The sequence below is a fragment of the Wolbachia endosymbiont of Onchocerca gibsoni genome, from assembly GCF_029169405.1.
Lineage (GTDB): Bacteria > Pseudomonadota > Alphaproteobacteria > Rickettsiales > Anaplasmataceae > Wolbachia.
Genome location: NZ_JABUMP010000001.1, coordinates 300927 through 322676, shown reverse-complemented (window position 1 = coordinate 322676; position 21750 = coordinate 300927). Strand labels below are relative to the sequence as shown.

At 32.2% G+C, this 21750-nt stretch carries 14 protein-coding genes, 2 other RNA genes and 2 pseudogenes; 11 read left to right on the top strand and 7 right to left on the bottom strand.

The genetic code is table 11. The features are described 5' to 3' along the window. Positions 1-5 precede the first annotated feature (5 nt). Positions 6-1307 (bottom strand): bifunctional folylpolyglutamate synthase/dihydrofolate synthase, encoded by a 1302-nt coding sequence (locus tag HSX44_RS01225; protein ID WP_275601960.1) that lies wholly within the window; start codon positions 1305-1307, stop codon positions 6-8. Positions 1308-2004: 697 nt separating this feature from the next. Here HSX44_RS01225 and ssrS point away from each other — a divergent pair. From ssrS to HSX44_RS01210, 3 genes and pseudogenes are all read left to right on the top strand, one after another. Beyond that, positions 2005-2166, top strand: a non-coding RNA gene (gene ssrS, locus HSX44_RS01220) — 6S RNA. A gap of 16 nt (positions 2167-2182) precedes the next feature. After that, positions 2183-2631, top strand: a pseudogene (locus tag HSX44_RS01215) (type II toxin-antitoxin system RatA family toxin). Between the two features lie 63 nt (positions 2632-2694). Continuing rightward, positions 2695-3407 (top strand): annotated as a pseudogene (locus HSX44_RS01210) (thioredoxin domain-containing protein). 31 nt (positions 3408-3438) lie between these two features. Here the strand turns inward: HSX44_RS01210 and HSX44_RS01205 are convergent. Continuing rightward, positions 3439-3717: a DUF2671 domain-containing protein gene (locus tag HSX44_RS01205; RefSeq protein ID WP_275601957.1), complete on the bottom strand. Its 279-nt coding sequence runs from the start codon at positions 3715-3717 to the stop codon at positions 3439-3441. A gap of 236 nt (positions 3718-3953) precedes the next feature. Here HSX44_RS01205 and HSX44_RS01200 point away from each other — a divergent pair, with 236 nt between their 5' ends. Next, positions 3954-4604, top strand: a complete 651-nt coding sequence (locus tag HSX44_RS01200; RefSeq protein WP_275601956.1) for an O-methyltransferase — start codon at positions 3954-3956, stop codon at positions 4602-4604. 1 nt (position 4605) lies between these two features. Here HSX44_RS01200 and HSX44_RS01195 read toward each other — a convergent pair whose 3' ends face one another. Next, positions 4606-5259, bottom strand: a complete 654-nt coding sequence (locus tag HSX44_RS01195; RefSeq protein ID WP_275601955.1) for a glutathione S-transferase family protein — start codon at positions 5257-5259, stop codon at positions 4606-4608. Positions 5260-5506: 247 nt separating this feature from the next. Between HSX44_RS01195 and ffs the strand changes: the two genes are divergently transcribed. The 6 genes from ffs to HSX44_RS01165 all read left to right on the top strand — a co-directional run bounded on the left by ffs (position 5507) and on the right by HSX44_RS01165 (position 10079). Beyond that, an RNA gene (ffs, locus tag HSX44_RS01190) (signal recognition particle sRNA small type) lies at positions 5507-5599 on the top strand. A gap of 23 nt (positions 5600-5622) precedes the next feature. Continuing rightward, the gene (gene dnaX, locus HSX44_RS01185) at positions 5623-7107 is read left to right on the top strand and encodes a DNA polymerase III subunit gamma/tau (RefSeq protein ID WP_275601954.1); all 1485 of its coding nucleotides are present in this window, start codon (positions 5623-5625) and stop codon (positions 7105-7107) included. A gap of 3 nt (positions 7108-7110) precedes the next feature. After that, positions 7111-7443, top strand: a complete 333-nt coding sequence (locus HSX44_RS01180; protein WP_275601953.1) for a YbaB/EbfC family nucleoid-associated protein — start codon at positions 7111-7113, stop codon at positions 7441-7443. A 258-nt stretch (positions 7444-7701) separates the two neighbouring features. Then, a complete protein-coding gene (locus HSX44_RS01175) occupies positions 7702-8412 on the top strand; it encodes a P44/Msp2 family outer membrane protein (protein WP_275601952.1) in 711 nt (236 codons plus the stop codon). Between the two features lie 283 nt (positions 8413-8695). Next, entirely contained in the window at positions 8696-9589 is an 894-nt protein-coding gene (locus HSX44_RS01170; RefSeq protein ID WP_275601951.1) for an RNA polymerase factor sigma-32, read from the top strand. Beyond that, positions 9582-10079 (top strand): invasion associated locus B family protein, encoded by a 498-nt coding sequence (locus HSX44_RS01165; protein WP_275601950.1) that lies wholly within the window; start codon positions 9582-9584, stop codon positions 10077-10079. The genes HSX44_RS01170 and HSX44_RS01165 overlap by 8 nt, the downstream gene beginning before the upstream one ends. A gap of 16 nt (positions 10080-10095) precedes the next feature. Here the strand turns inward: HSX44_RS01165 and hisS are convergent, their stop codons facing one another. From hisS to HSX44_RS01145, 4 genes are all read right to left on the bottom strand, one after another. Further along, on the bottom strand, positions 10096-11337 hold the full coding sequence (gene hisS / locus HSX44_RS01160; RefSeq protein ID WP_275601949.1) for a histidine--tRNA ligase: 1242 nt from the start codon (positions 11335-11337) through the stop codon (positions 10096-10098). Beyond that, positions 11334-11903 carry a NifU family protein gene (locus tag HSX44_RS01155; RefSeq protein WP_458695383.1) on the bottom strand — a complete coding sequence of 190 codons (570 nt, stop codon included), beginning with the start codon at positions 11901-11903 and terminating at the stop codon, positions 11334-11336. The genes hisS and HSX44_RS01155 overlap by 4 nt, the downstream gene beginning before the upstream one ends. A gap of 445 nt (positions 11904-12348) precedes the next feature. Further along, complete coding sequence (gene purF, locus HSX44_RS01150; RefSeq protein ID WP_275601947.1) at positions 12349-13734, bottom strand: amidophosphoribosyltransferase; 1386 nt, start codon at positions 13732-13734, stop codon at positions 12349-12351. A 2059-nt stretch (positions 13735-15793) separates the two neighbouring features. Continuing rightward, positions 15794-18481, bottom strand: coding sequence for a PD-(D/E)XK nuclease family protein (locus HSX44_RS01145; RefSeq protein ID WP_275601946.1), 2688 nt, complete (start codon positions 18479-18481; stop codon positions 15794-15796). 98 nt (positions 18482-18579) lie between these two features. Here HSX44_RS01145 and HSX44_RS01140 point away from each other — a divergent pair, with 98 nt between their 5' ends. Beyond that, positions 18580-21621, top strand: coding sequence for a phosphoribosylformylglycinamidine synthase subunit PurL (locus tag HSX44_RS01140; protein ID WP_275601945.1), 3042 nt, complete (start codon positions 18580-18582; stop codon positions 21619-21621). Positions 21622-21750 lie beyond the last annotated feature (129 nt).

Sequence of the window (21750 nt, the reverse complement as noted above, 5' to 3'; positions counted from 1 at the left end):
ATCGCTTACGTAAAATTATAGAAGTTCTCCATAGCAAAATCTCTGGCCAAAAATAATGAACCACAAATTAATATGGTTTTAATATTTTGAACAGAAGCTTTTAGTATGTGATTTAATATAGCATCACTAATTGACTCACATTCGATAGCATTTATTCCTATATTATTGGCTTTTCTTCTAATTAAGCCCGTACTTACTGCTTTAGGTTCAGATTTTATACAAACCACACATAATAGTTTAATATATGGTTTTAAATATTCTAAAAACTCTTCCACACTTCTATTACACGTAATACCGAAAATTACATAGATACCTTCAGCAAAATTATCTTTTATCCACTCAGCTAATACTCTTGCACCATCGTTATTGTGTGCACCATCTAAAAATAATTGCCAATCTCTCGGTAATAAAGAAATTAAATTGCCTTCTCTTATAAGTTCTAGTCGTCCAGGCCAATAGGTGTGTTGCAGCCCTAAAGTAATATCCTCTTTCCCAATATCAAGACCGTACTTTCCACTCAAAATGCTACATGCTGCAATAGCATTTCCTGCATTAATTATTTGATGGTTACCATTTAAAGATGGCAAAGGAAATTTTACTGATTGAATAGTTGATTGAAAAATCATTTTGCTATTCTGTTTTTTACAACTCCACTCAAGGCCACCTCTAAATAAAGGGGATCTACTGTTTATTGCACAACGTTCTAGCGTATTCATTATAGATTTCTCCTGTGGGGCTATTACACAAGGAACATCACGTTTCATTATTCCAGCTTTTTCACCTGCTATGATCTCCAAAGTAGGACCAAGGTATTCTGTATGATCAAGTGCAATGGAAGTAATGATCGTTAAAATTGGATTGTTTATAGCATTTGTTGCATCTAGTCTTCCACCCATGCCTACCTCAATTAAAGCAATATCGGCTTCATGGCGAGAAAAGACTAGAAAAGCTGCAATAGTTATAGCTTCAAACAAAGTGATAGATTGATCTGCAATTACACTGCGACACTCTTCTAATAAATCATGTAATTCATTGTCGTCAATATAACTACCAGCAATAACTATCCTTTCATTAAAATTTACTAAATGCGGAGAAGTGTATGCATGTACCTTGTACCTTGCTGCTTGCAGAATGTACCTTATAAAGGATAATGTTGAACCTTTCCCATTAGTTCCAGCTATGTGAATTACTGGAGGCATTTTTTTCTCAGGGTTTCCTAACTTATTTAGGAAACTTTTCATGCGTTCAAGGGTAAAATCTCTTGTTCTGCTACCAAGCGGCTTGGGCCAATGAGGCATGTATATCATATAGATTGTATTGCATTTTAATTCACTTGTAACATTTATTATAACATGTGTATCAATTTTCTCACCGAATATAGAGTTGATTAATAGAAATACTTATACCATTTATTACACCATCAATTATTAATAAGGAATTGTTATCCTTAGTAACTTTAAAACCAGTATTCATAAATTCTTTGTTGCTGTAAGAAAACCTTCTACTAATCAAACAAGTTTTATCATCAACCACTCAGCTAATTAGAGTCATCTCGCTATCACTCATGTACTTATACAAGATTTCAATACACAAACTCGTAAGATACATTTCATATTCTATAAAAAAACTTTCTCTTTTTTTAAGTAATCAAAGTCGAATGTTTTCCCATAACAAACTAGGATATTTTTTTAGGTTAACATTATTTCGAATGATCTCCTGAAGTTTTTTATATACTTATTCTCGATTTTTTTATTTCCCTCCATAAATATGCCACCACTGTTGCTTTATNAATACACAAAAATTTTATGATCTACATAGTTAATGTAGCTCTTAAAGAAATGGCAGTGGAAACAATAATAATTAAAATTTTAGTAAAAAATAAAATATATTTATTGATTATGACACTTAGGACACAAAATTTAACAAAGGTTAGATAGAGTTAATTTTATTGGTAATTATAAATATATCTATAGACACGACTTATAAAAACTAGTTATACTTCATAAGAATCTGTTCTATATGTTATTAGTTGAGTTAAGTTTCCCGAGCGATAATTTTTAGTCAAGGGAATTACCTCTATTAATTTTATTAGAGTTAATATGTGATGCCCACCTTAACTTCAGGTCTCAGGAATCTACTAAGACTGACGATAGATACGGATTCTACTCAGTTAATTAGATTTATGCTCTACCAACACAAAGAACAAGATATTTTTCTCTGTTCACCTAGTAATATATTTCAGATTGTAATTAATGTTGAGAAGTATCCTGATTTTATTCCCTGGTGCAAAGCTGTTTGCATAAAAAAAAAAATCATAACCAGATGGTTGTAGATTTATTAGCAGCTTTTCATCATATCAAAGGCAGTTATACATCAGAAGTAACTTTTCTTTCCCCAAGCAAAACAAATGAAGGTTGGGTAAAAGCTGTATCAGCAAATGGAATATTTAAATGTTTATACAATGAGTGGAAATTTATTTTTATAGATGAAAATAAAACTGTGGTAAAATTTTATATAGAATTTGAGTTCAAGTCTAGCTTACTTTCAACTTTGCTAAACTCAGTATATAAATATACACAAAGCAAAATAATTACTGCATTCAAAGATAGAGTTAAAAGCCTTACTAACTAAAAGTTAGCTTGACATTATTTATGTAAACGTATAGTTTTTTAGTCAGTTAGTATTTATACTGCAATGATCTTTAGGCTGATGTTTTTTGCATTAATTTTCATAAGTATTAATTCTTATACGGTTGTTAAGGAAGGCTTATCCGATGATCAGTATACTCAAAAAACTAGTGAGATAACACCAAAGGAGCTGCTATCACCTTTACCTGACGATAAATTATTAGGAGATCCAAAGGCACCAATTCTAATGATTGAATATGCTTCACTTACTTGCTATCACTGTTATCTTTTCCATAAAGAAGTTTTTCCTAAAATTAAAAAGAAATACATAGATACAGGAAAAATGTTATATATATTTCGTCATTTCCCTATGGATTATAGGGGATTAAAATCTGCAATGCTAAGCCATTGTTACGAAAGAACAGAAGACTATTTTAACTTTAATAAAGCTGTTTTTAATTTAATAGATTCATGGAACTACTCTAATTTAAGTGACTTGACTGTACTACAAAAAGTTGCTGCACTAAGTAATTTAAAGCAAAGCACATTCAATCAATGCATCAATGATAAGAAAATAATGGATAAAGTCATAAACGATAAGTCACTAGCAATCAATAAACTTGGCGTCACAGGTACTCCAATATTTTTTATCAAGCTTAACAACGATAAATCACATGTAGAACATAATAAAATTAAACATGAAGGGTATAAAACACTAGAGTACTTAGCTAATATAATAGATGACTATGTGAAAAAGCTATAGTGAAACAATACCACTGAATACCACTGTAGCTTATCACATAAAAGATTACTATGCTGTATTGTCGTTTTTCATCACTGCTTGCTGTTTTTTGCGCTCAAACTCTCTTTTTTTACTGTGCCAGGCATAATAATACATAGCAATTTTATTTTCTATTAACATTATAGTTCCATCATAAAATTGAACCATATCCATAACTTTCTTCTGAGCTTCATCAAAACGTTCCCTATATTTCTCACGATAAGCTGGGTTATGCAGTAATGCAACCCCTTCGTCTTTATTGGATTTTTTATTTAACGATTCAACTTCACCAGCAATATTATAAGACATATACCCCTCTAATTGATATAAAAATTATCTTTTAATAAAGAGAAATGCGTGTAAGCAGCCCCTTTAATTTTAGTGTACAACAATTGACCAACTGTTATACTAGTTAAGTATAATATTATATATAATAATTTTTGTCACTTAAAATTTTACGCTGTAAAATAGTAACTTAAGGTAAATGTTTTACTATCTCAAGCTGGTATATGTATTTTACGTAAGTCAAATTTTTAGTACGAAATATGGCACGCAATAACTCCAGTACTAAATCATCATACATAAGAGACTTATTTGTAAAGGAATGCAAAAAAATAGAGGAGTATTGTATACTTGAAAGTAAGAAACATATTCAAATTAGTGCTGAAGAAGGAAAGTTACTTAGTTTATTTATAAAAATTCACAGAGTAAGAAGTATTGTTGAAATCGGCACGTTATACGGTTATTCATCGATTTGTATGGCAAAAGCTATGCCTGAGTACGGCCATGTATACACGGTAGAGAATAACCACAAACACTCAAGTATAGCAAGAAAAAATTTTAGTGCTTTTAATCTGAATAATAAAATTACTTTAATGGAAGGCAGAGCATCGGAAAAATTGAACGAGTTATCAACACAAGCACCATTTGATATGATGTTTATCGATGCTAACAAGAGTGATTATCCTAAATACTTAGATTGGGCAGAGCTACATATTAAACAAGATGGACTGATCGTTGCTGATAATACTCTATTGTTTAACACGGTATTTTTGAAATTACCTCCAAAAAAAGTATCAGAAAAATCATGGTATGCTATGAGAGAATTTAATTATCGTCTGTCAGATGAAAAAAAGTATTACTCTGTGTTAATTCCAACTGATGAAGGAATGACTGTAGCTTTAAAGCTGACGTAAGTTAGAAATCAAGATCTGCATAATGTTTAGGAGGAGTTAATCCAAGAACTCTCTCTAATAANATGCCACGAAAACAAGGTCTCGATTTAACAATAGAGTACCATTCTTTTAAAATTTTACTTTTTTCCCATGGAAAGCTATTTACATAATCCATCACAGAAATATGTGACGCTAAAGTGATATCGGCTAAAGTGAACTTATTAGTTGCAAGCCAAACATTTTTGCTAATTAAGTGTTCGATATATTCTATATGACAAGATAGGTTGTGCTTAGCCGCATGAAGAAACCTAGAGTCAGGACTACGGTTAGTTATCACTTTCTCATTTATGATGTACTTAGTAACCTCATTATAAAATTTATTGTCAAACCAGCTAATTAAAGCTCGTATTTTAGACTTAATAGCAGCAGAAGAATCCAACAGTTTAATACTGCTGTTATAAGTTTCTTCTAGGTATTCACAAATAGCATTGCTGTCTGCTATGGTAAAATTATTGTCTATAAGGACTGGTACTTGTCCAGTTGGGTTAATCTTCATAAATTCATTACGTTTTTCCCATGGATTTTCATATATTAAATCACAACTTAACTTTTTTTCTTTGAGTAGTGCTCTAACTTTTCGTGAAAATGGGCAAAGAGGAAAATAATATAAAATCATAAACTCCTCATTTTGCTGTCTCTCTTCCCTTCACTATTCCAGTGCAGTTCCGCTGTCACATACTTAGATGATATAAATAAGCACTGAAATGATATAGATAGATATTGGAGTAACAATCCTATGGNGACCTGCATAACAAACTAACCTTTTATTTACTTTAAAGTAGAATTGTAAAAAATTTAACACATTAAACTATAGGGCTAATATAGAATATAGCTTGCCAAATAAAAAAAAAAGTATAATATTTTACAAGGTATGCAGGCAAAAACTCTGTAACTTGGTCAGATCAGGAATGAAGCAGCCATATCAGGATCTTTTTTGGGTTGCATACCTATTTCATTGTTTTTGGTTTAGTTAAAGGCTATGAATATAGCATTAAAATATCGTCCTGGCAGCTTCAAAGACTTGATAGGTCAAGACGTATTGGTACGTATATTAAAAAACGCCTTTACTCTTAACAAAATCCCACAATCTATACTACTCTCTGGCAGTAGTGGAGTTGGTAAAACTACAACAGCAAGAATCATAGCCTTATGTTTGAACTGTTCTTTAGGACCAACTTTTGAACCTTGTGGATTATGTAAAAATTGTTTAGCAATAAAAAACTCAAATCATTCAGACGTGATTGAAATCGATGCAGCAAGTCATACTAGCATTGAAGATATTAAAGTGATACTAGAAAATATTTGTTACTTACCCATAAGTTCCAAATTCAAAATATATATTATAGATGAAGTACACATGTTATCGGGGAGTGCATTTAATGCATTACTTAAAACCTTAGAAGAACCACCATCTAGCGTAAAGTTTATTTTAGCAACTACAGAAATAAAAAAGATGCCAATAACTATTGTTGCACGTTGTCAAAGGTTTGATTTGCATAAAATACCTACTACTAAAATAGTAGGACGTTTGAATGACATTGCACAAAAAGAGAATTATTTAATTGAAAATAGAGCATTAGAGTTAATTGCACACCATTGTAGCAATTCAATGCGCAACGCTTTATTTCTGATGAATCAAGCGATGTTATATAGCAAAGATGGTTTAATATCTACTGAGGATGTAACAGAAATACTTGGTTTAGTAGATGAAGGTATTGTATTTGATTTAATGGAAGCAGTATTAGATAGCGATTTATGGAAGGCTTTATTGGTGTTTGACAAGGCAGCAAAGACAGCAAATCCACTTAGTATCTTCGAAAGTCTATTGCAAACAATCCAATTAATATGCCGTTTTTTGATTACAAAAGAGGTCGACAGTTCATTACTAGAACATGGGAAAAATAGGATAAAAGACTTAAGTGCAAGGAAATCTCTAATATTTTTCTCGAGATTATGGAAGGTGTTGCTCAAGGGAATTCAAGCTATAAAAGTTTCGTCATGCAATGATATTGCCGCTGAAATGATGCTAATCAGCCTTTGTTATCTCTCTGATTTGCCTTCTCCTGAACAAGTGATCAAAAAAATTCTTGCACAGAATACACGGCAAAGAGACATCTATAATATAGGAAATACACAACAAGAAAATTATGATTTTGATAAAATTCTACAACTGTTACGACAAGATAACCAAGTTTATCTTTACAAACAACTATGTAGCAATTTACAATTAGTAGATTGCAAGCCTGGATATTTAAGATTAAAGGCTGTATCTCAATTAGATAGTAACTTTTGTAATGATTTAAAAAATTACTTAGATCAGGTAACTCAACAACAATGGTTAGTTACAGTTGATGTAGATTATATAAACAGAGAGATAAGTAATTTAAATCATATACCTACAGTCAAAGGTATACTTGATACGTTTAAGGGTGCAAAGATAGTTAATATAGAGAGTAAGGAGTAAATTGTGGATTTTAGTCAAATAATGAAGCAAGCACAAGAAATGCAAAAGAAACTTATAGAAGCTCAAGAAAAATATGTTGGGAAAGAATTTCAAGGTATTTCTGGTGGTGGCAAAGTTTCTGTGTTAGTAGAAGTTGTAAAAATAGGTAGCTATAAAGCTAAGAAAATAAACATAGACTTAGAATTTATAAGAAATGAGGAGAAAGATATAGTAGAGGACTTAGTAGTAGCAGCGTTCAACGATGCCATTAAAAAAGCAGAAGCAGATATGACGAATGCAACCTCTGATCTTGCAAGTATGATTGGTCTACCCTCTGGATTTAAGCTTCCTTTTTAAAGTTTTTCCGTATTACTGATTAAGTCTCTGATATTTCTAGTGTTACCATCGTTTTTATATAATGCANGNAAGAGTCAAAAGAGAATACTTAGGATAAAAAGTTACATAATTTCATTTTCATTAACTAAATCTTTACTTTCCTCCAAAAATTAGTTTAAATGGCAAGCACTTTGTGTTATTAAGTTAGTACTTGACTTAACTTTAGCTTTTATTAAAATTGCTAAAGTGAAATTTTAATTTTTTTTGACGAGGATAACTATGCATTATAAAAAGTTTTTTTCAGCAACCGCTTTAGTAACGTTGCTAAGTTTATCAAACGCTGCTTTTTCAAATCCTGTTGGTCCAATAGCTGATGAAGAAACTAGTTACTATATTCGCTTGCAGTACAACAGTGAGTTTTTACCTTTTAAAACAGAGGTTGATGGTGTTACAGGTGCTAAAAAGAAGAATGCAGATACTAATGTAACTACTGACCTTTATAAAGCTTCTTTTATGGCTGGTGGTAGTGCTTTCGGTTATAAAATGGACGATATCAGGGTTGATATTGAAGGTCTTTACTCACAGCTAAGCAGGGATACATTTGAAACAGCTCCTGCTCCAGCAATTGCAGATAATCTAAATGCACTTTCAGGATTAGTTAACGTATATTATGATGTAGTAATTGAAGATATGCCTGTTATTCCATATGTTGGCATTGGTGTTGGTGCAGCATATCTCAGCAATCCTCTAGCAATAAAAGTTACAGGTGATAAGGAATATGGATTTGGTTTTGCTTACCAAGCAAAAGCTGGTGTCAGTTATGATGTAACTCCAGAAGTTAAACTTTTCGCCGGAGCTCGCTACTTTGGTTCTTATGGTGCTAAGTTTGATAAACCAGTTGTTGAAAGTGGTCAGCAACCTACCAAAGATGGAATCAAAGTTCTTTACAGCACTGTTGGCGCAGAAGCTGGATTGATGTTTAACTTCTAGCCTATTTTGTAACTCTTCTTTTTTGTCCCGGTTTTGTTGTTCAAGTAGCTGGTGCTGGGACTTAGAAAAAAGAAATGTGAATTCCAGTGTTTTTGGACACTGGAACAACAGTATTTACTATACATACTATACTTCAGTTTGTTATAGCATAACTAACAACTAATATTGAAGTCTACAAAGTTTCCAATCAGGCATAAAGCAACAAGCTACATTTTTTTAAAATAAAAACTTGAATTTTTGCTAAAAATCATCTACTCTATATAGAGTTTTAGTTTAGGTTGTTATGTTAATCCAAGCATTGAATTTATGTATTAACGGTAGCGCTAGTCTAATGCAATATATTGCTGAGGTACAAAAATTTCCTATGCTTTCCCAAGAAGAAGAAAAGCGATTAGCAAAAAACTGGCACCAATACAAGAATATTTCTTCTGCTCATAAACTAATTACTAGCCATTTAAACTTAGTAGTAAAAATTGCAATGAAGTTCAAAAATTATGGGCTACTACTGATGGACTTAATCATGGAAGGAAATATAGGTCTAATGCATGCAGTGAAAAAGTTTAATCCTAATTTAGGGTTCCGCTTTTCAACTTATGCGGTATGGTGGATTGAAGCTTCAATAAAAGACTTTATATTGAAGTCTTGGTCGTTCATAAAAATAGGCACAACGCAAGCACAAAGAAAGTTATTTTTTAGTTTGCGTAAAATAAAGAAAAGAATTTTACAATATACAAACAGAGAGACCTTAAGCAATGAAGAAATAAAAGCAATATCTAATGAACTTGCTGTATCTGAAGGGGATGTTATACAGATGAGTTACCGTCTAGCTTATAAGGATCAGTCATTAAATAATTGCCTAAAAGTAGGTGATGGTTCTAAAAAAGAGCTGCAAGATATGATTCCTTGTAATTCTGTTAGTCAAGAAGTAACTTATCAGAATCATGAAGAAAAAGAATTAAAAGAAACAATTCTAAACAATGCATTAGCAAACCTTAACGAAAGATCAAGAGACATCTTTATTAGCAGATATTTATCTGAAAACACTCAAACTCTAGATGAACTTGGTAAAAAGTATAATGTTTCAAGGGAAAGAATAAGACAGCTAGCTGAACAAGCAATGAGTAAGGTAAAGCAATATATACAATCAGAGAGTTTAAAGCTTAGCTTATATGCTTAATTTTTTCACGTTTTTGATACTTTTCTCAACAAGCGCTCTTGCATCAGTTAATAGTGTTCAGTTAAAGGAAAAGTATAAAGATTGGTTCGTGTACACTGCATTAGAAGATGGAGAAAAAGTGTGTTACATTATATCTTATCCTAAGAAAAAAAGCGAACATTATACAACTGCTCGCAAGCCATATGTGATGGTTAGTTACGTTAGTAAAAGAGCAGATGAAGTGAGCGTCACTTCTGGCTTTCAGTATGACAAAGAGCCTGTAATTCTTGACGTCGATAGAAAAGTTGAATACATGTTACCCATAATACAGGGAAATTTTGCGTGGGCAGAACATACAAAAACAGACCAGGATCTAATCCTCAAAATGAAGCAAGGATTATCGATGGTAGTTAGTGGAAAAATAAAGGCAACAACTGTTGATGACACTTATTCTCTACTTGGTTTTCAAAAGGCATATCAAAAAATGCATGGTTCGTGTCGTACGAAATAAATTATATTTATTCAACTTATGTAAACAAGGCCTGATAAACATTTCCTATTATATCATCACAAGTAACTATCTTTTCTTCACCTGTATCCATATCTTTAATTTTTAAAGTTTTACTACTCAATTCTTCATTACCGAAAATAACTGCAGCTTTAGCATTTGCTTGATTTGCTTTTCTCATACGGCTTTTAAGCGTTCCACTATATTCATGGATTACGTATAAACCACTTCTGCGTAATTTATTTGCAAGTATTAAAGCATATTTTTCAGCTTCCCCGCCAATAGGGACTAGATAAGTAGGTCTCTCCTCTTTTATGGAGTAACTAATTAATTCCATTATGCGCTCAATACCTCCAGCAAATCCTATTGCTGGAGTGTATTTTTCACCTACTGAAGACATCAGATTATCATACCTTCCACCTGCAAATACTGTTCCTTGGCCACCCAAATTTTCTGTGACAAATTCAAATACTGTATGGCAATAATAATCTAATCCCCGAACTAATTTACTGTTTACGGTGTAAGGTATATTAAGAATTGTTAATCCATTTAATATTTGATCAAAAAAATATAAGGACCCTTTTGTATAATGATCACTGATTTTAGGTGCACCAGAGATTATTTCTTTATCTTTCTTATCCTTAGAATCTAATATTCTGAGTGGGTTTTTAATCAATCTATTTTGGCTATCTTCTGATAAGTCATTTTGAAATTTTTTAAAATATGATACCAAAGCTTCTCTATATTTTGGCACTGTTTCACTACTACCTAAAGAATTAATTTCTAGCCTTAAATTCTTATCAAGACCAAATTCAGTCAACAGATGTTGAGCAAGTGATATCAATTCAACATCAGTTTTAGGGTCTTCTATACCAAAAACTTCAAAATTTATTTGGTGAAACTGTCTTTGCCTTCCCTTTTGTGGTCTCTCATATCGGAATGCAGGTCCTGTTGAAAACAACTTTATCGGCGTTTGCAGTTTTTTTTCAATCAATAACCTAACAACTGCAGCAGTAAACTCAGGACGCAAAGTTATGCTCTTTCCTCCTTTATCATTAAAGGTATACATCTCTTTATTAATGATATCTGAACTATCACCTAAAGTCTTTGCGAAGACTTCTGTATATTCAAATATCGGAGTTTGAGCAGGCAAAAAGCCATATAAATTTGAAATCCTGTTTGCTGTTTGTTCTATATATTTAAATTTATACCATTCATCAAACAGTAGATCTTTTGTTCCTCTAACTGGTTGAGCAGTCATAGTATAGTATCTATGCCTAAAATTTCCGGTATGTGGTAGCACAACATGTTTTGTATTCCCTGCTTAAGAGTAATTGTAGCACTCGGACATCCAGAGCATGCTCCTTGCAGCTCAACATAAACTATTCCGTTTTTGTAACCACGAAATTTGATATCGCCACCATCTTGAACAACTGCAGGTTTGATATAACTTTCCATTAACTCTCTTATCCTACTTACAATTTCTGTGTCACTTTCATCAAAAAATTCTTCTAGTATGTCATTATCATTCGTTCCTTCTCTATCTAGAGCTTTTCCACCAGACGCAAAGTGATCCATAATTGTAGTTAAAACTTCTACTTTTAATGTATTCCAATTAATATTATCAGATTTTGTTACTGAAATAAAATCGTGACCGAAAAATACTCTTATCACATGTTCTATTCGGAAAAGATTTGCTGCTAATTTAGAATTTTTTGTCTCATTTGCACTTGAAAAATCAACCGTTTCTCCTTCGTTTAAAATCATAAACCCAGGAAGAAATTTTAGCGTATTTAGGTTTGGTGTTTCTTTGATTTGGATGAACATATTACTTACCATAGGATTATAATTGTCACTATTTAATCATAAAATAATAAAAAAGTATACATATCGTTCATCTCTTTTCTTTTCTTAACATTTATAGTAATTAAATTTATCTTACTTAACGTCATTATATTTTTCTCTCCCTGATGAAAAGAAATAAAATAAGTTTTACTAAGAATGAAACTGGTGATAATATATCTACAAATAAGGTGTAAGAATATTGAAGCTAACTAAACCCTAGAGGAAAATAAAATCAACAAAGCATATAAAAAGATTAATGCAGTTAGTTCATTAAGATAAAAGGACTCATGGTATTTTATACAAACGTGAAATGTAGCCTGATATAGGTTGCTAAGAAGATAGTAGTTACCTTAATACTATTTTTTATTCATAAAAATTGTCGACTCGTAAAAACATCTTTCAAAATTATATTCTTTTATTAACTAGATTACCTACCAATTGGGTAATCACCAGTGAAACAAGCATCACAGTATTGAGACATTATGTTATTGCGCTTTTCTTCCTTAACAGCTTGATATAGACCATCAATGCTCAAAAAGGTTAAGCTATTCACTCCTATATCTGCCTCCATTTCTTTTATAGATTGGTTTGCAGCAATTAAATCCTTGCGCTCTGGTGTATCGATTCCATAAAAACAAGAGTACTTAATTGGTGGGCTTGAAATTTTTAGGTGAATTTCTCTTACTCCTGCATCTTTTAGCATAACTATTATACTTCTGAGCGTGCTACCACGTACTATACTATCATCTATTAAAACTATATTTTTACCTTTTAAGATGCGCTTATTAGCATTAAATTTCAATTTAATTTTAACTTTACGTACTTCAGCGGTTGGTTGTATAAAAGTTCTTCCTATATAGTGATTGCGAATTATTCCCAGTTCCATGGGTAAAGCTGAATGCTTTGAATATCCAATAGCTACAGGTGTTCCAGAATCAGGTATTGGTACAATCATATCCACATTGTTTTTTGGTGGACTTTCCTCTGCAAGAGTTCTTCCTATTTCTTTTCTTACATTATATATAGACTTATTCTCCATAACGCTGTCTGATCGTGAAAAGTAAACGTATTCAAAAATACAAAAACTTGATTTTTGCTGTGAGAAAGGAAATGCTGAAGCTAAGTTACCATTCCGGTCAAGAGTGACTAACTCACCTGGTTCTATTTCTCTGACAAATTCTGCGTTTACTATATCAAAAGCACAAGTCTCAGATGCGAGCACATAAGAACCATTTAGTTTTCCTGAAACAAGAGGCCTAATTCCTGCTGGATCGCGCACTCCAATAACCACTTCTTGGTTAATTGCAACAAAGGAATAAGCACCTTGTATTTGTTTTAATGCGTATATAAAACTCTCTAAGAAGCTACTCCTAGTATTGACTTCTACTAAACGCACTACTACTTCTGTATCAATATCTGATTGAAAAACGCATCCTTGTTTGATCAGCTGTTCGCGTATTGAAGAAACTTTAATCAAATTACCGTTATGCGCTATAGCAAAATCTCCAAATTTACTACTTTTGCCAAGCATAGGTTGTGCCCCAGACTTACTGCCACTTGTTGAATACCGAACATGGCCTATTGCATAATCTCCAGGCAGGGATTTTTTTATTTCACCTATTTTATCAAGTACACTACTAACCTGACCTTGAAAGTGATAAGAATGTAACTTACCACTGCTACTTGTCGTTACACCAAAAGATTCCTGACCTCTATGCTGCAAAGCATGAAGGCCTATTATGGAGTCAAAAACAGCATTTTTGTTGGAGCTTGTACCAAATACCCCACACTTTTCATGCATTCTATCAAGCATAAAAATTATTGAGTAAAGTCTAATTTTACTTTAGCGTAGGTAAAGCACAAGCATTTTATTCTTTTCAATACTAAGTTTTTTACAGCAATTTTAACGTACTCTAGAAAACACTAAATCTTGTTAGATTATGATAAAGAATTTGTAAGAGAAACAGAACCGTAAAGTACTTGGAAGGAGCATAAACAAATTTTAACCTAAAAATAGGTTATATAAGAGACCTGATCTTATATAAAATCTTAAAATGGCAAAATTAAGAGAAATACCTACAGCCAGAGCTTTGAGCAAACTTACAAAGTGTTTAATTTGCTTTCATGATTGATATACCCGAGAGTAGGGCTATACTAAAATATATATTACTGATTACTACAATATTGATTTATCACTATATTAGCAAGATATCTTATACTATATATACTATTTACCTTAGCACTAGCATTTCTGATAACACAATAAATGTGATTGTTTCAATAGCAACAATTTCAGTATAATTTCCATTGCAACTAGTATATCGCTATAACACCGAACAATAGCGTTAAACCCATGTAACTGCCAATTCCNAAGGAAATTCTTGAAAATTGTTTCTGTGGAAAGTTATGTTTTGCACCATCTATTATGAGTAGCTAGACACGATGTAAATTATCGTTATTTACATTTTCTTTGTATTCAAGAAAATATTTTATAAGCTCATTTTCCCTTTTTACTCAGTCAAATATGATATACTAATATATAATTCTTTTTTTTCTACTTAACTATAAAATTCATGGCTAGTACCTTCCTTCAATAGAAATTCTGTGATTTCAATATTGTGATCAGTTTCTATATAATTACTAAAAGTAATAGACTGTAACAATCTGCTTTTTTGCCTACTAGGTACATGCAGTAAGAGATTTTTATTGTACTTTAACTTGTATTTTACGATACCATCAATAATTAGCTTTTCTTTAGCAGAATTTTTACATCGGTTTTAATTCCATACTTAAATAGTAACTTAACAACATTGTTTTCCTTTAGAGTGCAATACAGTAATGTAAATTTTAGTTATCAAATGCATTATGATTTACTCTATATTTTTTTACATTAAGATTATGCCTAGCTCATGACATACAACACGCAAGATAGTCCTACTGTTACCCATAATATTACATTTATATATGTAAGTTACAAGCATAGTCTGATACTAACAATCATGAACCGGTATTGAATTATATTAATACTATACTTAAATAAAACTCCTCTAAGAAACTTTACCTAACCAAGTTTAGGTTATTAGAAAAATTCTTCACAAGAAATCCAATATTAAGTGCCAGTATATATATTATAAATATTAGTTTGTTTATTGATATCTTGAACTTTTTCTAACAAAGCTTTTGTTTTAGCTAGATCTCTATTTTTCAAGAGACTTAAACAGTCAACCTTTCCTTCACTTAAAGGTGAACCATAGCGCTTTTCATAGAGTTTTCTATTAAAGTTTTTAAAGANNNATTAAGCCGTTGATTAATGAATTTTTCCTTAATCTTATCTGTTAGTACTCAATTACTACTATTGTTTCCTTTATTTCCTTAGTCTTTTCCGTTACTTTACACTCTCTTTTCACCTTGTACCTAACTATTCTATCATGATACTACTCGAGTATAAATTTGTAATGTGCCTTCTTAATCTCTTCTACATCTAGACTCTCTGATAACCATGTGCTTTAAATGCCTCTTTATATATTTTCGAGACTATAACTTTAACTTAGCCAGGATAATTTAACACAAAATATTACTTTAGCAAGCTCGCCCAAGGAGCTAAAGTAAAAATGTGACCCTAAAGGTAAAATTTTTACTTAGTCAACTTGTATCTCATTTCATTTTATAACGACATTACAAAATTAGCAGACATTCTGAGATCCAGTTTTTAATTTAATGTAATCAAAAATATTGTTTTGCTTTTATGTCATTTTCAAAAATTTCAAAGTGAAAATAACATAAAAACCTAACAACAAGCTGCCATATGTTAACGCTGCAGTATGATAAGCCTACCCCAGCATTAGTTACTTTTACAATAAAATTTACTAATTTTAAAACCACTCTTCTATTCTTTCTAACTGTTTATAATTATTAAATCTTAGAAACTTATCAAAATATGGAGAAGCAATAAAAGGAGTACTCTCCCTTAAATAACTAGACAAAAAACCTGGTAAATTATCTTGAAATTCCTGCATTTTTAGTCTATAATCTTTTAAACGAATAATTTTTATTTTATCATAATCAAGATTCCAATAAGCAAGTTCTGAAATTTCTTTTTTGGTTGTGTATTCGACCGCTAAGGCTTGTAAAATTAATTGTGGAAAAAACCCTGACATAACTTCCTTGTTGGAAGGCGGTGAACCAAGTTTATAGTCTATAATCGCCACTTGTCCATTTGGCAGGTACTCAACTCGATCACATCTTGCTATCAGTGAAATCCCTTTTGTCATCCAAGTAACATGACTACCGGTACTTGCTGGAATATGAGGTATTAGATAAGAGAAGCTTTTTTCTAACTCAATATGATTGTTTCTAGTCTTATCAAATTTAACGAAAGATTGAATTACTCTCTGCAGCTTTACCCACCACATACTTGAGAAATTAAACTGACTAGTTGAGAATATCTCGCCTGCAATGCTCATTAGTGGCTTCTTATCACATAAATACCTCTCAAGAACACTATGCACCATAGTACCAAATTCTAGTATTGAAGGCTTGAAATTTAACTCTCTTAGCTGTCTAAGATTCAGTATATATTCAACATAAAATGAGTAAGGGTTACGAATCAGTTTTTCTACTGCACTAGAAGACATCACTTGCATTTTTTCTTTTCTAACTTCAGCTTGAGGCTTGGGTGTAGGCTGGGTACATGGAACAATGCATTCAGGTGTATTTAATATTCTTAGCCAATCACGATAAGGATATTTTGGTTTTTGTGACAGAAATTCCAAACGACTTAATATAGTTGGCTTCCTGTCGCTCAGCAAGCTTATAATATAAACTTTGCTTGCACCAAATAAATTACGCAGGGCGTATAAAAAATACCCCTGCTCCTCTTGTACAGAAGGAAGGCCAAATTTTTCTCTCATCAGTGCGTTCAAAAATGGATTTTGAAAACTCGGCATATCATAAAATCCAGCAAGTATTACAACTCTATTGTAATATAAACTGAATCTATTTAAGTCACTTGCTACAGAAAAAAACTCCTTCTTCAGGAAGAAGGTTAGAATTTGCTTGTATATTTCCAAAGAACATTTAACTTTCACACCCTCACATGCATTCGAAAAATCACAAATGAAATCACCTATTTCATTATTCATCTTTAAAAGATTTACATTAGAAAGCATATAAATACACTGTAAATGAGCTGTTACTATATCATAAATTGAGTAATTTATAACATTAGTTAATATTTTGTATATAATCTTTAAATTATTGATAATAAGTAATATATCCTTTTTATATTTTAGCTTTTCATGGGTATTGATAACATTTATAATATCACTTAGACCGTTGGTATTAAAGCTACGTAATACCTCTATTTCAAATTCAGATAAAATCTGAGTATATTCTTCCTTAGAGTAGCCAAAAGTCACTAGCTCATGTTTGAGAAGTGCAAGCAATGCCACACTATTCCAATTTGAGGTTAAAATCTCGATGCTGTAAAGCAAAAGCATTATGTAAGAGTTATTTTCTGATGTAGGTTTTGATAAACAAGCTATACGAGTTGCAAGTAATTTATCAAGAACGACCAAAGAAACATTTTCGCAACCTTCATTCTCTACAATTAATGATATCACTTGTGCTTCTTCTTCTCTAGAAGCACAAGCGATAATTTCGATATTTTTAATGCATCCACTACTAACTTTGCTAAGATCAACAGTTGTATCAAAGATATAATCTAAATATTCTACAGTTCCTTGATCACAAATTCCAGCTGCACGTCCTGGAACAACAGCGATGTAAGTTTCATCTAGAAAACTCACATCTTTTCTATCTACATTTAAGTAATCCAACAGGTCTTTCACACTATATTGATAATGTCTTTTGCTGAGTGACTCCCAATCTTTCTCTTTAATTTTGAAGTTCAGGTTAGGTAAAATTATTTTTCCAAATTGCAGGTCATATATAGCTTTGATTAATAACTTGTAGATTTTACCCTTCCCAATTCCGACAAAGATTACATGTTGATCTCTTTTTAGAGAAGTAACCATATTTACTATATAATCACTCTTATGTTTTGATATATCTATTACTCCTAGAGTTCTTAGAGTTCTGCTCCAAGTTTCACCAAGCAAATTTATGAAACTCTCTACTTTTTTTGAGTGCCTACCAAACTGATAATAGTCCTTTACCTTGGTATCTTGAATCTTATCAAGCAATAATGGTAGGCTACAAGCCAACTCAATGGGAAAGTTATCATTATTCTTTTTATTCCACTCCAGTATGAATTGAATCAACAATAGCATCATTTTTGTCGGCTTGATAACTCTGATTTTATCAAGATTCAATATTAAATCTTCTTCATCAATGTTTTCTAGTGAAACTATCTCCGGTAGAATTATGCATTTTCTAGCGCTGTAGCTCTTGAATGCACTCAGCAACGCTATAACATCTCTTTTGCAAGGAAGTATGATCTTTATTTCAGAAATTCTTTCTCTTTCATATTCAAAAAATATATGCTGAACCAGCACATCAAAGAAAGTTTCGCATGTGTTAATAGCAAAAATTTTCCCCACAAAAGATATCAACTAATAAGATGCTTATTGTATAGCAAAATATAAATGTGTTTGAAACTTATTATGTTATTATGTATTAAAACTTTTCATAATGTTGTATGGTAAATATCAGAGTAGAAGTCATAAATAAATGTAAGCAGGCTAACCACAGGTGGCTAGTCGATATTTACTCAATCTGCATAAGTAAAGAGTTACCACCAAAGCTGTATAAAGAAATTTGTGAGTTATTTTACAATAGAGTTATACAAGACTACCGTTATTACCTCTGCAACGAAGATCTTGAAGAGGTTAGATACGATTTTATAAACCCGCAAGCCAAGTGGGGTTTAGAGATAAGCTTCCTACCTGGTATGAACGATAATGTAGGTAACACAGTAAAACAAATTGTTAGAGAATATTTAATAAGTAAAGGCCATCTTTATGAAGATATTTACATCAATGCAAGAAGCTCTAAGTTAATTTTAGGTAAAGGAAGCGCACCAACTAAAGACGATATAAAACAAGAATTTAACCCTATCACTGAATATTGTAGACTTATTTATAAGGAAAACGGCGATTATCATTGGAAGTATTATGGTAGATCACACATTCACTATAGTATCGTTTCAGCACAAAGCCATATAATAACAGAAAAGGAAACAACCGCAGATAGAAATCGAGCTAAACCTATCGATTTAAACGTAAGTAACCAAGAACTTAAGAAGATCAGCAGAGATGGAATCGATGGTAATGGCCCTTTAGGACTTTCTCTTATGGCAATGAAAACTATAAGGAATCACTTCAAAAAACTTGGCAGAAATCCATACGATATTGAACTTGAGTCCCTTGCACAAACTTGGTCTGAACATTGTAAGCACAATATCTTTTGCTCTCCTATTGACAAAATAAAAGATGGTCTATACACACATTATATTAAGCGTGCAACACATGAGATAGATTCTAAAATATGCGTATCAGTTTTCTCTGATAACGCAGGAGGAATAATCTTCGATGAAGATTACTTAATTGTAGATAAAGTTGAAACCCACAATAGCCCTTCAGCTCTTGATCCGTTTGGAGGAGCAATGACTGGAGTGCTTGGAGTTAATCGCGATATAATAGGTTTTGGCAAGGGCGCAGAACCTATAATGAATACCTATTATTTTTGCTTTGCTAAAGAAATAAAAGACAGATTTTATAGAGATAAAGAACGTATCGATGAGATTTTACCGCCAAAATATATAATGAAAGAAGTCATTCATGGTGTTAATGTTGCTGGCAATTCCTCTGGAATTCCAACACAACTTGGATCAGTATACTTCGACGATAGGTTTTGTGGCAAACCATTAGTCTTTGTTGGAAGTGTTGGAATTATTCCGCGTAGTATAAATAATGTACCTTCACATATTAAGAAACCTAAAAATGGTGATAAAATCGTAATTATCGGTGGAAAAGTTGGAAGAGACGGAATTCATGGTGCAACGTTTTCTTCAGAGGCACTATCAAGTAGCAGTTCTTTAACAGTTGTACAAATTGGTGATCCTATTACGCAAAAAAAATTATCAAATGCCGTAATGGAAACAAGAGGTCTTGGTCTTTATAATGCAATAACAGACAATGGAGCAGGTGGCCTATCGTCATCCATTGGTGAAATGGGAAGAGATGGATTTAAAGTTGATTTAAGCAAGGTTTTACTTAAAAACGATGATATGGCTCCATGGGAAATATGGATATCAGAATCACAAGAGAGAATGACTTTAGCAGTACCAAAAGAAAACCTTCCTGCGTTTAGGCAAATCATGAAAAAACATGATGTAGAAATCAGCGTAATTGGAGAATTTAACAACAGTGGCAAAGCTATTGTCGAATATCCAGGAGGGATAGTAATAATGGATATGGAAACTAAGTTTCTGCATGATGGCAACCCTAAAATTTATTTACAAACAAAGCCATGGTCTGTAAAAACTAAACCTGAATCCTTGTACCAAAGTGTATATGATGGTAAGTTTGAGCACAAAATGGATCCCAGAGTTAAGCACTGGGATAATACTCCTCACATATCATACACTAGAATGACAACAGACCTTACTTTTCTAGAAACTGAACTAAAAGAAATGCTAAGCAGACCAAATATATGTAGTAAAGAGTTCATAGTGGTGCAATACGACCATGAAGTTCAAGGTTCATCTGTATTAAAACCACTGCAAGGAAAGGGAAGAGTGTGTAGCGAAGTTATTGTTTCAAGGCCAATCCTTTCTTCAAATAAAGGAGTTGTAAAATCGCAAGGGTTTGGCTCTAGCTACGGAGAAATTGATACTTATCATATGGCAGCATGTGCAATCGACACTGCCATACGCGGATGTGTGGCTGCAGGAGGAAATATAAATCATCTAGCGTTGCTAGACAATTTTTGTTGGTGTGATGCTTATAATCCAAAAAGACTATGGCAGCTAAAGAGAGCTGCAGAGGCTTGTTACAACTTTGCAACTGCATTTAAAACTCCATTTATATCTGGGAAAGATAGTATGTTTAATGATTTCAAGGGATATGATGAAAATGGCAAGAAAGTGATGATCTCTGCGCCACCATCATTACTCATCTCAGCAATTGGAGTTGTAGAAAATATCGAGAGCGTGGTATCGCTCGATGTAAAAATGCCAGGGGACTTGATATATGTGCTTGGCACAACCTACGACGAGCTTGGTAGATCTGAATATCAATTATACAGTGGAATAGGCGATAATAGGGTACCAAAGGTTAATGCAAAGAGCGCTAAGAAGTTGTATAAGCGTTATAACCTTGCAATAAAAAATGATATGATTGTCTCCGCGATTACATCAAACTTAGGAGGGCTAGTTATTGCTCTGGTAAAATCGCTGATTGCAGGAGACCTAGGTGCTGAAATTGATCTTTCACTAGTACCAATTGGAGAAACGCAAAATAGGAACATAATAAACAAGATAATAATGTTTTCTGAATCACAAAGTAGAATTTTAGTTACTATATCACCGCAAAATCAACAAAAGTTTGAAGAATTATTTAAAGGTGTAGTTTTCTCATGCATCGGCAAAGTGACAGAGGAAAAGATTCTAAATATAAAAGATACCTTAAAAGTAGATCTGAAAGATTTAGAAAACAGTTACCGTAGCATGCTAATGTAAAGTTAAAGTATTTATACTATTATACTAGAAACCTTTTCATTGTGGACAACGTTTATTTGGAATAGATGTACGATTAAAAACTTAAATAGTATAATAATTTCCAGTATNNNAAATTGGTAGTTATGAAAA

Coding starts and splice junctions, on each gene's coding strand:
- HSX44_RS01225 (WP_275601960.1), bottom strand. CDS start 1,307: ATGATATACATGCCTCATTGGCCCAAGCCGCTTGGTAGCAGAACAAGA.
- HSX44_RS01205 (WP_275601957.1), bottom strand. CDS start 3,717: ATGTCTTATAATATTGCTGGTGAAGTTGAATCGTTAAATAAAAAATCC.
- HSX44_RS01200 (WP_275601956.1), top strand. CDS start 3,954: ATGGCACGCAATAACTCCAGTACTAAATCATCATACATAAGAGACTTA.
- dnaX (WP_275601954.1), top strand. CDS start 5,623: ATGAATATAGCATTAAAATATCGTCCTGGCAGCTTCAAAGACTTGATA.
- HSX44_RS01175 (WP_275601952.1), top strand. CDS start 7,702: ATGCATTATAAAAAGTTTTTTTCAGCAACCGCTTTAGTAACGTTGCTA.
- HSX44_RS01170 (WP_275601951.1), top strand. CDS start 8,696: ATGTTAATCCAAGCATTGAATTTATGTATTAACGGTAGCGCTAGTCTA.
- HSX44_RS01165 (WP_275601950.1), top strand. CDS start 9,582: ATGCTTAATTTTTTCACGTTTTTGATACTTTTCTCAACAAGCGCTCTT.
- hisS (WP_275601949.1), bottom strand. CDS start 11,337: ATGACTGCTCAACCAGTTAGAGGAACAAAAGATCTACTGTTTGATGAA.
- HSX44_RS01155 (WP_458695383.1), bottom strand. CDS start 11,903: ATGTTCATCCAAATCAAAGAAACACCAAACCTAAATACGCTAAAATTT.
- purF (WP_275601947.1), bottom strand. CDS start 13,734: ATGCTTGATAGAATGCATGAAAAGTGTGGGGTATTTGGTACAAGCTCC.
- HSX44_RS01140 (WP_275601945.1), top strand. CDS start 18,580: ATGGTAAATATCAGAGTAGAAGTCATAAATAAATGTAAGCAGGCTAAC.